General features: G+C 43.6%; 14 protein-coding genes. 10 read left to right on the top strand and 4 right to left on the bottom strand.

Going from position 1 to position 13,257, the window contains the following annotated elements:
- Nucleotides 1-36: 36 nt before the first annotated feature.
- The 8 genes from trpCF to RM556_RS00170 all read left to right on the top strand — a co-directional run bounded on the left by trpCF (nucleotide 37) and on the right by RM556_RS00170 (nucleotide 6,923).
- Nucleotides 37-1,467, top strand: coding sequence for a bifunctional indole-3-glycerol-phosphate synthase TrpC/phosphoribosylanthranilate isomerase TrpF (trpCF, locus tag RM556_RS00205; protein WP_311373565.1), 1,431 nt, complete (start codon nucleotides 37-39; stop codon nucleotides 1,465-1,467).
- Between the two features lie 122 nt (nucleotides 1,468-1,589).
- Complete coding sequence (gene trpB, locus RM556_RS00200) at nucleotides 1,590-2,771, top strand: tryptophan synthase subunit beta (protein ID WP_311359944.1); 1,182 nt, start codon at nucleotides 1,590-1,592, stop codon at nucleotides 2,769-2,771.
- Complete coding sequence (trpA, locus tag RM556_RS00195) at nucleotides 2,768-3,580, top strand: tryptophan synthase subunit alpha (RefSeq protein ID WP_311373564.1); 813 nt, start codon at nucleotides 2,768-2,770, stop codon at nucleotides 3,578-3,580. The genes trpB and trpA overlap by 4 nt, the downstream gene beginning before the upstream one ends.
- Before the next feature lie 27 nt (nucleotides 3,581-3,607).
- The gene (locus RM556_RS00190; protein ID WP_311373563.1) at nucleotides 3,608-3,907 is read left to right on the top strand and encodes a YciI family protein; all 300 of its coding nucleotides are present in this window, start codon (nucleotides 3,608-3,610) and stop codon (nucleotides 3,905-3,907) included.
- Between the two features lie 4 nt (nucleotides 3,908-3,911).
- A complete protein-coding gene (arfB, locus tag RM556_RS00185; RefSeq protein ID WP_311359941.1) occupies nucleotides 3,912-4,328 on the top strand; it encodes an alternative ribosome rescue aminoacyl-tRNA hydrolase ArfB in 417 nt (138 codons plus the stop codon).
- A gap of 254 nt (nucleotides 4,329-4,582) precedes the next feature.
- Complete coding sequence (locus tag RM556_RS00180; protein ID WP_311373562.1) at nucleotides 4,583-4,789, top strand: PepSY domain-containing protein; 207 nt, start codon at nucleotides 4,583-4,585, stop codon at nucleotides 4,787-4,789.
- 45 nt (nucleotides 4,790-4,834) lie between these two features.
- Nucleotides 4,835-5,509: a response regulator transcription factor gene (locus RM556_RS00175; RefSeq protein WP_311359939.1), complete on the top strand. Its 675-nt coding sequence runs from the start codon at nucleotides 4,835-4,837 to the stop codon at nucleotides 5,507-5,509.
- Between the two features lie 25 nt (nucleotides 5,510-5,534).
- Nucleotides 5,535-6,923: an ATP-binding protein gene (locus RM556_RS00170; protein WP_311359938.1), complete on the top strand. Its 1,389-nt coding sequence runs from the start codon at nucleotides 5,535-5,537 to the stop codon at nucleotides 6,921-6,923.
- A gap of 10 nt (nucleotides 6,924-6,933) precedes the next feature.
- Here the strand turns inward: RM556_RS00170 and RM556_RS00165 are convergent, their stop codons facing one another.
- On the bottom strand, nucleotides 6,934-8,010 hold the full coding sequence (locus RM556_RS00165) for an AI-2E family transporter (RefSeq protein ID WP_311359937.1): 1,077 nt from the start codon (nucleotides 8,008-8,010) through the stop codon (nucleotides 6,934-6,936).
- 214 nt (nucleotides 8,011-8,224) lie between these two features.
- On the opposite strand from RM556_RS00165, the gene folX reads away from it, so the two are divergent.
- Entirely contained in the window at nucleotides 8,225-8,590 is a 366-nt protein-coding gene (folX, locus tag RM556_RS00160) for a dihydroneopterin triphosphate 2'-epimerase (protein WP_311359936.1), read from the top strand.
- Between the two features lie 5 nt (nucleotides 8,591-8,595).
- Nucleotides 8,596-9,492 carry a TIGR01777 family oxidoreductase gene (locus tag RM556_RS00155; protein ID WP_311373561.1) on the top strand — a complete coding sequence of 299 codons (897 nt, stop codon included), beginning with the start codon at nucleotides 8,596-8,598 and terminating at the stop codon, nucleotides 9,490-9,492.
- A 39-nt stretch (nucleotides 9,493-9,531) separates the two neighbouring features.
- Here the strand turns inward: RM556_RS00155 and RM556_RS00150 are convergent, their stop codons facing one another.
- From RM556_RS00150 to RM556_RS00140, 3 genes are read right to left on the bottom strand one after another with little or no spacing between them, the layout of a single operon-like run.
- A complete protein-coding gene (locus RM556_RS00150) occupies nucleotides 9,532-9,996 on the bottom strand; it encodes a GNAT family N-acetyltransferase (protein ID WP_311373560.1) in 465 nt (154 codons plus the stop codon).
- 2 nt (nucleotides 9,997-9,998) lie between these two features.
- Nucleotides 9,999-12,515 carry an FtsX-like permease family protein gene (locus RM556_RS00145; RefSeq protein ID WP_311373559.1) on the bottom strand — a complete coding sequence of 839 codons (2,517 nt, stop codon included), beginning with the start codon at nucleotides 12,513-12,515 and terminating at the stop codon, nucleotides 9,999-10,001.
- A gap of 2 nt (nucleotides 12,516-12,517) precedes the next feature.
- Nucleotides 12,518-13,210, bottom strand: coding sequence for an ABC transporter ATP-binding protein (locus RM556_RS00140; protein WP_311360704.1), 693 nt, complete (start codon nucleotides 13,208-13,210; stop codon nucleotides 12,518-12,520).
- Between the last annotated feature and the right edge of the window lie 47 nt (nucleotides 13,211-13,257).

Genomic DNA, 13,257 nt, shown 5'->3' with positions numbered 1-13,257 from the left:
ATTGGTAAGCCTAAAACTACGCAGAGTGAGTAAGCAGTGACTAAAAATGTATTAGAAAAAATTGTCGATGACAAACAAGCAGAAATAGCGCAACGCAAAATAGACTTCCCGCTGTCGCAGTTTAAAGCAACATTGCGCCCGTGTACCAAAGACTTTTATGCGGCATTAGCAGCGCCAAATGCGAGTTTTATTCTTGAATGTAAAAAAGCATCGCCATCCAAAGGTTTAATCCGTGAGCACTTTGATTTAGATGAAATAATCGATGCTTATAGCCCGTATGCGTCATGTATTTCGGTACTGACAGATGAAAAGTACTTTCAAGGCAAATTTGAATATTTAGATTATATAACCTCAAAAGTCGACCAGCCGGTAATTAACAAAGACTTTTTTGTTGATGAATACCAAATATACCTTGCCAGATATTACAATGCTGACGCGGTGTTACTGATGCTATCGGTCTTGGATGACGAACAATTCAAAGTGTTAAACGACCTTACGCATGAACTCGGGATGCATGTGTTAACAGAAGTTAGCAATGAAGAAGAGGTCGAGCGCGCATTGGCACTAAACGCCAACATTATCGGTATTAATAATCGTAACCTACGCGACCTCAGCACAGATCTCGCAACAACTGAACGCTTGGTACCTTTGATTAAGGAAAGTGGTTTTGACGGTGTAATATTGTCAGAATCAGGCATATATCAACACAGCGAAGTCCAACGCTTGACACCTTTAGTCGATGGCTTTTTAGTTGGTAGCGCGTTAATGGCTGAACATAATCTACGTAAAGCGGTTGAAAAACTGATTTTCGGTGAAGTGAAAATTTGTGGTATTAATTCCATTGAAAACGCGAAGCTAGTTGCTGCATTTCCAGCAACCTACCTGGGTCTCATTTTTGCAGCGAAATCACCTCGTTTTGTTGCCATTGAAAATGCCATGGAAATAGCCAATTTTGCACAATCTGAAAGCGGCCTAAAAACCGTTGGCGTTTTTGTCGACCACCCTATCGAGTTAGTATCGGATTATGCACGTAAATTGAACCTTAGCGCTGTGCAACTGCATGGCAGTGAGTCTCTTGGTTACGTGCAGGCTTTGAAACCATTACTGCCTCAAACTTGCGAAGTTTGGTCAGTGATTGCGATTGAACAAGACAGTGACCTTACTAATTTGTCAGTTATTGAAAACGAAATACAAGACGCCTTAGGTGTTGCTGACAAAGTACTTTTAGACTGTAAAGTTGGTCAGCAACTTGGCGGCACGGGGGTATCTTTTGATTGGCGATTGTTAGAGGGTGTGCCTCAAAAACACAGACTCATCTTAGCGGGCGGCTTGGATTCTCATAATATCCAACAAGCCAAAGCAAGTGGAGTCGGCATTCTTGATGTGAATTCTGGCGTTGAAGAACAAGCGGCAATGAAGTCACAGATGAAACTGTCACAAGTATTTGCCAACTTACGCAGCTATTAAGAGGGATGAACGAGATACCCAAACAACAAACGTTTATGCTAGTGGCATTGAGCCCTAAACAGCAAAAGGCTGTAAGCATTAATATTGAAAATACGAATTCAGAAACAAAGAGCGAGTAGATAATGAATAATTTAGAAAGTAAATTTGGTGAATTTGGCGGTATGTATGTGCCTGAATTACTTATCCCGGCGCTCGACCAACTTGAACAAGCATTTTTAGATGCGAAGGACGATCCTAGTTTCCAGAAAGAATTTATGGATCTCTTAAAAGATTACGCGGGTCGCCCCACGGCAATGACCTTGTCACGCAATTTGGTCTCAAACCCATTGGTTAAACTGTATCTAAAGCGTGAGGACTTATTGCACGGTGGTGCGCATAAAACGAACCAAGTACTTGGTCAAGCCCTGTTAACAAAACGCATGGGTAAAACGGAAGTTATTGCTGAAACCGGAGCGGGTCAACATGGCGTTGCAACCGCCTTGGCTTGTGCCTTGCTCGGATTGAAAGCGCGCATATACATGGGCGCGAAAGACGTCGAAAGACAGTCTCCGAATGTGTTCAGAATGCGCTTAATGGGCGCTGAAGTCATTCCGGTAGACTCAGGTTCGGGCACCTTAAAGGATGCGGTGAATGAAGCAATGCGCGATTGGTCTGCTAATTATGACAAAGCTCACTATTTGCTTGGTACAGCTGCAGGTCCTCACCCGTTCCCAACGATTGTACGAGAGTATCACCGCATGATTGGTGAAGAAACACGTGCACAGATATTGGAAAAAGAAGGCCGCCTGCCAGACGCAGTCGTTGCTTGTGTCGGTGGTGGTTCAAACGCAATTGGTATGTTTGCTGATTTTATTGATGAACCCAGTGTCCGCTTAGTCGGCGTAGAGCCAGCTGGAAAGGGCGTGCATACTAAAGAGCACGGTGCAACTATCGTCACTGGCACGAAAGGCATTTTACACGGTGCGTATACCTTTATTATGCAAGATAAAGATGGGCAAATTGAGGAGTCATATTCGGTCTCTGCAGGGCTTGATTACCCAGCAGTTGGACCACAGCATGCATTTTTAGCCGAAACAGGAAGAGCGGAGTATCATGCCGTGACAGATGAAGAAGCGCTAAATGCTTTTCAATTGCTAGCCAAAAAAGAGGGGATCATCCCAGCATTGGAATCTTCTCACGCCCTAGCTCACGCCTTAAATATGGCAGACGAAGCAACAGAAGAAACGATTATCGTCTTGAATCTATCTGGCCGAGGTGACAAAGATCTTGCCCATGTCACCAGTATTTTGGGAGATAAACTATGAGCACACAACGCTACGCAAACATGTTCACTAAGCTAAAAGCTAGCAAGCAAGGAGCCTTTGTTCCTTTCGTTATGATTGGCGATCCAGACAGAGAAACATCTCTCGCTATTATCGATCAATTAGTGGAGAGCGGCGCTGATGCCCTAGAGCTTGGTATACCGTATTCTGACCCTATCGCCGATGGTCCTACGATCCAAAAAGCGGCGATAAGAGCACTGGGTTCTGGGATTAAAACTCAGGATTGCTTTGAGATACTGACTGAAATAAGAGCGCGGCATCCTGATACACCGATTGGCTTGTTACTATACAGTAACCTTGTGCTCGTTAACGGTATTGACACCTTTTATCAAAAGGCTGCAGCGGCTGGCGTCGACAGTATATTAATTGCTGATGTGCCATTGAGAGAAGCGCCACGCTTTATAGAGATTGCAAAAGCGAATAACATCGAGCAAATTTTGATTGCGCCACCCAACGCCTCCGATGAGACACTTAAATCAATTGGCGAACAGTCGAGCGGTTACACTTATTTGCTTGGTCGAGCAGGTGTTACCGGGGCAGAAACAGCCGTTGAAATACCAGCATCAGACCTCATTGAGAAGCTAACAAAATTTGAAGTAGCGCCTCCTTTATTGGGTTTTGGTATATCCACCCCTGCACAGGTAGCTGATGCGATTCAATCTGGTGCTGCTGGCGCAATATCTGGCTCAGCGACAGTCAATATTATTGCTAAGTATTTATCTGATAATGATGCCATGCTTGCAGAGCTAGGTTCATTTGTCGCCAAGATGAAAGCAGCCACAGCCCTATAACGGGCTGTTTTTCTAGGAGTAAAATATATGTGGTACGTGATTTACGCGGAGGATGTAGACAATAGTCTCGACCTTAGAATGGCTGCAAGGCCTGCACACTTGGATAGGATCAAACACCTTGTTGACCAAGGAAGAATATTGGTTGCAGGACCTACCCCATCGATTGATAGCGAAGATCCAGGCCCAGCGGGATTCACAGGGTCTTTGATCATCGCTCAGTTCGATAGCTTGACCGACGCACAACTGTGGGCAGACACTGACCCTTATGTTGAGGCTGGCGTTTTTAAATCTGTGGTAGTAAAACCCTATAAGAAAGTGCTGCCATAGCACAATGAGTATTTTTGTTAACCCTTCCTTGAGTATAGAAGAGGCTGAATTTAGTTTGTCTGCTACCCGCGCCCAAGGCGCTGGGGGGCAGCATGTTAATAAAGTTGCCACTGCAATATATCTGCGATTTGATATTAATGCCTCATCGCTGCCAGAGCGCCTGAAACAAAAGCTATTAAATAGTAACGATAATCGAATTAATAGTGAGGGCGTGCTGGTTATTCGCTCTCAAAACCACCGAACTCAAGAGCAAAACAAACGAGAGGCTATTGCTCGTTTAAAAGAGTTCATCAATGAAGGTAGCTACGAAAAACCAATTCGCAAAGCAACTAAGCCAAGCCGTTCATCACAGCGCAAGCGCTTAGACAGCAAAACGAAAAGCGGTGTACAAAAAAAACTGCGAAAAAAGATAGATTTTTAATCCTTAGCCCGCTCCTGCAATGTGATAAATTACTACAAGGCTTGTGCATCTCATGATAATGTATTGACAGATTTGTAGTCGATTGCAAAATCACATGAAACGCTATAATTCAGCCTGCGTTCAGCAAAATTGAGTAGTATTAAATAGCGAATTTCAAATGACAACAGTACTCTACAGGAGATATTTGTATTAAATCGGTTTTAGTTCGGTCTTTTATTCTAAGTTTGCTTCTCGTTTTTTCTAGCCAGATTGTTTTGGTTCAAAACGCTCATGCCTTTCAACAAGCTGAGAAGAAAAAAATTACCAAGTCTCAAGCTGCGCGACAAGCACAAAAAGCGGTCAACGGGAAAGTGCTAAAGGTAGAGTTAAAAGGCAGTGCATATCGAGTCAAAATACATCAAAGCTCTGGACGAGTCGTTTTCGTCATGGTCGATGCTTACAGCGGAAAAGTTCGCAAATAAACGGTCAACAATAGACTCATATTAAGGACAATCGGAGATAAATCCATGCGAATACTCATTGTTGAAGATGACAGCAGACTGTTATTACAACTCGACCAATACATGCAATCCCAAGGCTTTAGCGTCGACCTTGCGGATGACGGTGAAAAAGCACTGTTTCAACTACAAGAATACGAATACGACTTAGCCATTGTCGATGTTGGCCTGCCCAGCATCGATGGCTTCGAAGTTATCCAACGAGCAAGAGCTGCCGACGTTTCATGCCCTATGATCATCCTCACTGCGCGCGACCGCTGGCAAGAAAAAGTAAAAGGTTTAGAGTGCGGTGCAGATGACTATCTGACTAAACCCTTCGTTCATGAAGAGCTATTGGCGAGAGTCAAAGCCTTAATTAGACGCTCAGTTGGCCAAGCAAGTCCACTCATTCAGAAAGGCCCACTATCTCTTGATACTGTTGCTAATCAACTCTTTGTGAATGAAGAAGCAATCGAACTTACGGCTTATGAATATAAAGTCATCGAGTACTTGATGCTAAACCCTAAAAAGGTAGTATCAAAGACTGAGATGGTAGAGCATATTTATGACCAAGACTTCGACTTAGATAGCAATGTCATCGAAGTTTTTGTCGGTCGCTTGCGTAAAAAAATCGATAAGAATAACGAAATAAAGCCCATTGAAACACTTAGAGGCCGAGGGTATCGACTAAATGCGAACTTATAGTGCACGACAAGGACACCTATAAACGATGAAAGCATGGTCAATCACGCGACGGATTTTCCTCACTTGCTTTTTGTTCGTCGCGATCTTCTTTCCAGCTATCATATTTTCCATGCAAAATGCCTATGAGCGCAGTTTACTTCTAGCCAAAAAAGAAGAACTATCTACCACTGTATTCGCCATGATATCTGAATTCGAATTCGAAGATGGAATAGCATCCATGCCTTCTCAGCTCTTCGTTGAAGATTTAAACTTACCAGGTTCGGATCTTGTCGCTGTCATTAAGTGGCGTAAACAGCAAGTATGGCAATCCCAATCCGCCATCGATAGCAAAATAGATACGCGTTTGTTTGGTAAATTATTCAGGCAGACAGAAGACCAAGCGTCAGGCAAATTACTCTTCAATTCTGACTTTAACCCTGAAGACCCGCATTTTGCCCTCAGCAATACGGCAGAGTTCTTTATCGATGGTAACTTTGAAGAAGTGACCTTTCTCGTGATTAACGCCAAAGATAAATACGAGAATGAACTGAATACGTTTATCAATCGGCTATGGGGATGGATTGCAGTGCTAGGATTTGTATTGCTTGGCCTCATTGCCTTGTCATTGCGCAGTGTGTTTATGCCAATGCAAAAAATCATTGCTCGTATTGGCCAAATAGAACATGGTGAAATTGAGCATATTACCGACGACTATCCGCCTGAATTACAACCATTACAAAGCAGTATCAACAAACTCCTCGACAGTGAAAAACTACAACGCGAGCGATATAAAAAGAGCCTCGATGATCTTGCTCACAGTATCAAAACCCCATTGAGCGTGGTTTTGGGTCAAAGCAATTTGAGCGAAGAAATAAAACAGCCCGTATTACAAATCGACAATATCGTTAAACGACAATTGAAACGTGCGACCATTAACGTCATTGGCTACTTACCTAGTATCGATGTGCACCCAATTTGTGTCTCTATGGTAGATGCAATGGAAAAAATACACAGAGATAAATCGCTTACTTTGCATGTCGATACGCCAAGTCCAGCACCACTTTCAATCGACCAAACAGACTTCATGGAAATTCTTGGCAATTTATTGGATAACGCATGTAAAGCAGCCAAAAAAGAAGTGGTCATTAAATATGAACGCGATGCCGACCTTACTAAGGTTTCGGTAATTGATGACGGTGATGGTATCAGTCAAGAAGAGATAGATACCATCACCACGCGAGGCAAACGACTGGACAGCTACTCAGAAGGACAAGGCTTAGGTTTAGCCTTAGTTGTTGATATGCTTGACACTTACGGGGGCCAGCTCACTATCGTTTCTTATAAAACGCACAAAGATGACCTTATCAAGCACCCTCGAAGAGGTAGCACATTTACTATCCATTTGCCGACGCAACGCTCTATATTGGATAACTAAGTGAGCTCACTTAATTTGAAGCTTGAGTTTCCTCGTTACCCTTAGCTTCCTCTACCGTTTCTCTCGTTGGATCATCACTCGATAGTAGTATTGCTAACCACTTGCTTTCATCACGCGATTCCAGCGCAATTTTCACGACCATTGTTAACGGCACAGACAGAAGCATACCTACGCTGCCGAGGAGCCATCCCCAAAAAATTAATGATAGGAACACAACTAGCGTAGACAAACCTAAGCCCCGCCCCATAAAGCGCGGTTCTATCACATTCCCCATCACCATATTCACCACAACAAAGCCTAAACCCGCTAAACCCGCTTTGGCAAAACCAAACTCAACAAAAGCCATTAACACGGCAGGAATGGCAGCAATAATTGAACCGATATTAGGGATAAAATTAAGCATAAAGGCGAGTACAGACCACAGTAAAAAGTGATCAACGCCCAAGAAATAAAGCCACAAACCAATGCAAAGACCGGTCCCCAAGCTAACCAGCATCTTAATACCTAAGTAGGAGTTGACTGACTGCAGGAAGCGGTCGATGTGAGTCATTTTCATGTCTGGATCAGCTAGGGCCACATGAATTCGCTTCGGCATTGTTTCTGCTTCAAACAGCATAAAAATGACGGTTAAAATAATCAGAAACAAGTTTGAAAGCACGCTACCCATACCACTCAGAAAACCGGTGGCTACAGACATTGCTGCGCCGGGGTCGAGGTAGGACATAATCAATTGTTGATCGATATTTATGTTCAACACAGCAAGCTTGTTGATTACCCATGCAAACTCGCCAGATAGCTGCTCTCGATAAACGGGCATGTTTGCACGAAACTCTGACAATGATTGCGTAATTAAGCCTGCTAGCATGAAACCAATCACTAAAATTATCAGTATAACTAAAGTAACAGATGCCCAACGCGGAATAGAGTATCTTGCAGCCCAGTTAATTAATGGACTACAAGCAATCGCAATGAAAGCGGAAAGAAGGAATGGCACCATAATCACGCTGGCAGCTTTAATGCCTGCTAAGACGATGACGATGCAAGCCATTACCATCATCGCTTTAGCTGTAGGTGACTTAATATCCATAAATATCCTTATTCTGTTACGCTGAGTTTTGATTGCTGCCGAGCCCATCGAAAGTGGCATAGCTATCGAAACAACATAGACTACAATAGTATGACGTCAGTCTACCCTAGTCTGATACAGGATCAACAGCTCAGCGTGATAAACACCGATTAAGAAAGTAGTAATAAAATGAATCACTCAAGTAAAATTTAGACAAAAAGGAAATGTTCATTCAATGAATTTGAATCAAGCAACAATCAGAATTAAAAACCTTCGCTTACGCACCTATATCGGCATTAACGAAGACGAAATTAAAAACCAACAGGATGTAGTGATTAATGTAAAAATTCATTATGACGCCAAGAAGGCGACTGATTCAGATTTGATGGATCACGCCTTAAATTATAAAACCATTACAAAAGCCATTATTCGCTTGGTCGAAGATAATCGTTTTTATTTACTAGAGAAGCTGACACATGACGTGCTCGAAATTGCTGCAGAGCACCCTTGGGTGACATTCGCAGAAGCTGAAGTAGATAAGCCGCACGCATTGCGATTCTCTGACTCAGTTTCGTTATCGCTATCTTGCACGAAAGGATAATTCACATGACTCAACACATTTTGCTGACTGGTGGAACTGGTCTCATTGGCAGACAGTTAGTTAAAAAATTTCAAGGCGCTTATCAGATAACCGTGTTGAGTCGTGATCCAAGCCGCGCGCAACGCTTACTGGGCAGTGAAATCAATTACCTGACCCTTGACGATTTAAGTTCACTAGAAGACGTTGATGTTGTAATTAATTTAGCTGGAGAACCAATTGCAGATAAACGCTGGACTGACAGTCAAAAACAGCGAATTTGTCATAGTCGTTGGGATATTACTCAAAAGCTAGTGGACTTAATAAAGGCTGCTAAAAACCCTCCGCATACATTCATAAGTGGCTCGGCAATCGGTGTATATGGACGTCAAGGCGATACAGTTGTTACGGAAACATTTACTGATTTTCATGATGAATTTAGTCGTGAGGTTTGTCAGAAATGGGAAGATATCGCTTTTCAAGCGAATGAATTCTGCCGTGTATGCATACTGAGAACTGGCGTGGTTTTATCTGAAGAAGGTGGTGCGTTGGCTAAAATGCTAATGCCATTTAGACTTGGCTTAGGCGGTCCAATTGGTACTGGTAAACAATTTATGGCATGGATTCATATTGAAGATATGCTTAATGGCATAGCGTTTCTTATTGATTCAAGGTCTGCTCAGGGGGTATATAACCTGACCTCCCCTAACCCGAACACCAATCACTTTTTCTCTTTAGCCTTAGCTCGTCGGCTTGAAAGGCCCTGCATTTTTAAAGTGCCTGCCTTTGTGCTCAAGACCTTAATGGGAGAGTCCTCAGACCTCGTTTTACATGGGCAAAAAGTCGTACCTGAAAAGTTATTGACTGAAGGATTTACCTTTCATTATCCAGAGCTAAAAGACGCTTTAAAAGCACTCGATTTATGACAATGGGCATGCATACATCGCAATTGAATTGAGTGTACGCTATGAAATGAGTTCCATGTCTATGTGCATGATGCCATCTTCATCATAAGGTTCGCTAAACGCTACGAAGCCGAGCCCTTCATAAAACGTTTGCAAATAACATTGCGCGCCAATTTGTATACTGTGTTGTGGCCAATTGCGTCTACAATACGCGATACTTTCATTCATTAGCGCTTCGGCAATCCCTTTTCCTCTATGCGACGGTGCTACGACGACTCTACCAATACTGCTTCCCACAAAAGATACACCCGGTGCTAAGCAACGTGAATAAGCAAGAACACGTTCCTGCTCATTATCGAACAAACAAATATGGGCTGCGTGCTGGTCAGTATCTTTGTCGTCTAAATCCGGATAGACGCACTCTTGCTCAACCACAAAAACATCGCTACGCAGCTTTAGTAAGCTATAAAGCGCAGCGACATTGAGGTCGTCGAATCGAAAAGTTTTGAATGAGATAGCACTCATTATCACACCATTTTGCGCAGTAATTCACCTGTATTTAAGCTTAACAGACGCCAGCACCCGATGGCACCTAAAATACCGACTGTCACTGCACCTACTGCTGGCGCAATCAGCCAATAACTTAAATGTAGACTTGCTTCCATTTGAAAAACCTTCGTTTGTAGCATGTATAGACTAAACTCGTTAGATATGGCTGCCATCAAGCCGGCCACTAAGCCAATGATAATGAACTCGTTGATCACACTGAACCGAATTGTCCATCCTTTCGCTCCTAGCGTTCTTAATATGGCCAATTCTTGCAAACGTTCATCCATACTCGCCTGTACTTGCGCTATCAACACTAGCGCACCGGCTAAAAGGACCAATATCAGTATAAACTCCACAGCCATTGACACTTGGTCTATGATTTCGCGTAATTGATTAATACGGGCATCCACATCGAACAATGTCACGCTGGCGAACGGCGCCATTAATTTTGTTATTTCAGGTTTACGCTCTTCGTCTAAGTGGAAACTTGTAATATAAGTTGGCGAAAAGTTTTCCATCGCTTTTGGATGCAATACGAAGAAGAAGTTCGGTTGCATCGTTTGCCAGTTAACTTCACGCAAGCTAGTCACGGTGGCTGAAACCACTTCACTGCCAATATTAAAGGTCAGCACATCACCTAGCTCTATTTCCAGTCGTTCCGCAACCTCAGCTTCGATAGATAAGGGAACGGGATCGCCCTCTTCCCAGACATCCAGCCACTCACCTTCAAGAATTTTATTACCTGTTTGCAGCGTTGTGCTCCAAGTTAGATTTGCCTCACGACCTAAGCCTTGACGGCCATCATCAGTAGCATCTCTCTCTTCTTTAGTGACTTCTGTGCGAATTTTTTCGTCGTTAATGGCAACAAAGCGGCCTCTAGCAACGGGGTAATAACCATCACTTTCTACATTGTTCTTGTCAAAATGCTCAATGAGACCTAAGCGCTGGGTTTCAGTGACATTGGACAGGAAATAGTTTGGCGTGCCTTCAGGTAATTGGTCTCGCCATTGTTTGACCATATCGTTGCGCATAACCAGCACAACTAACAGCAACATAATGGTAATTGCGAAACTTATCAGTTGCACACTGTTCCCCATTGCTCGGCGACGTATCCTAGCCCATGCTAGTGTCCACGCCCCCATGCTGCCGCTGCCAAGACGTCGACCAACCATGATGAGTACGTTTGTTACACCCAATAACAATGCAACTAAAATGATTCCTGACACAAAGAGTATCGCGCTGATCAACAAATCTTGGCTATATATCCACATCAACAAAAAGACTGCAATACCTGATGTAGCAAACTGCAATGCTTTTGATGATAAGGTGGTATTAATGTCTCGTCGAAGCACTCGCAATGGCGGTACCGAAAACAATTGCAGTAAAGGATAAAGAGAAAACAATACAGCACAGACAACACCGGTAAATACAGCAATGGCTAATGGTCTCCAGTGCCACACATCCAAAGAAACCTCGACTGTACCTGCGAGCAAATGCACAACCCCTTGTTGCAGCAAGAAGCCTGTAATTACCCCCAGTATAATTCCCAATATAGTGATAAAACAAATCTGCAGGAGGTAAATGCGCTGAACCATTTTTTTGCCAGCACCTAAGGTTTTCATGATCGCCACAGGGTCGAAATGACGTTGACTATAACGCTGTGCAGCAACTGCTATAGAAACTGCTGCAAGTACAATAGCGAGAAGACTCGCGAGTAAGAAATACTGCTCTGCTCGCGCAATAGAACGACCAATTGCTGAATCATCATCTTCGATTGACGTCCAGCGATGAATTTCGCGGTCCAATTGTGGGCGTAACCAATCATAGTATTCGTCTAAGTCTGAAGAATCGCCGGTGAAATAGTATTTATAACTGACTCTCGAGCCAGGACCTGTGATGTTAGTTTTAGGTAAATCTTCGGCTGACATCAACGCTATTGGGTCAGTATTGAATACACTGAAACCGGCATCTGGTATTTCGCTCAGCACACGCGTCACGGTGAAGCTAGAATCACCAATGTCAACGCTATCTCCCAATTCGATCTGTAGGAGTTGGAACATCCTCGAATCAAGCCATACCTCACCTGGCTCGAGAGAATCACTGGTTGCTTCAGGAACACCAAACGCTCTGTCTGTGACTTTGATTGCACCTTTCAAAGGATAATCACTGTCAACAGCCCGTAGATCTGATAAAGCGAGCTCATCATCACCAAAAACCATCGAGCGGGTAGAAACTTGATAAGCCGTTTCGAGACCAAACTCACTGGCTTTGACTACCCAGCTTTCATCCACAGGGGTGCGTGAACGCAATTGTCGATCAGCGGCGATGAACTCGGCAGAGCGGTCCGTCAGAGCGCCTTGAAGACGTTCACTAAATAACGATAAGGACAAAACCGAGGCGACAGAAAGCACAATCGCCAATAGAATTATCGTGAGTTCCCCACGCTTCGCTTCGTGTTTAAACAAGCGCCAGGCCAATTGAAATACCATAGACATGCTTATTCTCCAGAAACGACTTTAAGTGGTTTTGTTTCTTCACTTAACTCGCCAGCATGCATACGCAGTTGACGCTGGCAGCGCTGTGCCAGTGCATCATCGTGTGTTACCAAGACTAGAGTGGTGTTGGAGTCTTTATTTAAGTCAAAGAGTAAGTCTTCGACCTTTGTTGAATTGTTAGAGTCCAAGTTACCGGTAGGTTCATCAGCAAACAAAATTTTAGGATTGGTGATAAATGCTCTCGCAATCGCTACGCGCTGTTGCTCGCCACCTGATAGCTGATTAGGGAAATGACTTGCCCTGTGCTCTAGGCCAACCTGTTCGAGGATCTTTTGCGCGAGTTTTCTCGGTTCAGGTAGGCCCGCAATTTCTGCTGGAAGCATGATGTTTTCAATTGCGGTCAAACTTTGGACCAACATAAAGCTTTGGAAAATAAAACCGACCTTGTCACCCCGTAAGCGCGCCCGCTGTTCTTCGTCCATATCATGCAGCGCTTCTCCGTCTAACATAATATGACCGCCTGACACTTCGTCTAAGCCCGCAAGTAAACCAAGCAAAGTTGACTTTCCCGAGCCAGATGCGCCTATAATAGCAACAGATTCACCAGGCTTAACTTGAAAGCTAATGGGTTGAAGGATCTGTAACTCGCCTTCGCTCGTATTAACCTTTTTAATTACGCTTTTCGTTTCAATCATCAGTGGAGCTGTTGTCATAGTGTTTTCTTTTATTCAATTCTTTAAAT

It is taken from the genome of Alteromonas sp. W364 (assembly GCF_031846205.1).
GTDB lineage: Bacteria > Pseudomonadota > Gammaproteobacteria > Enterobacterales > Alteromonadaceae > Glaciecola > Glaciecola blandensis.
Note: the sequence above shows the minus strand (reverse complement) of the source record. Positions and strands in the feature narration are given on the sequence as shown.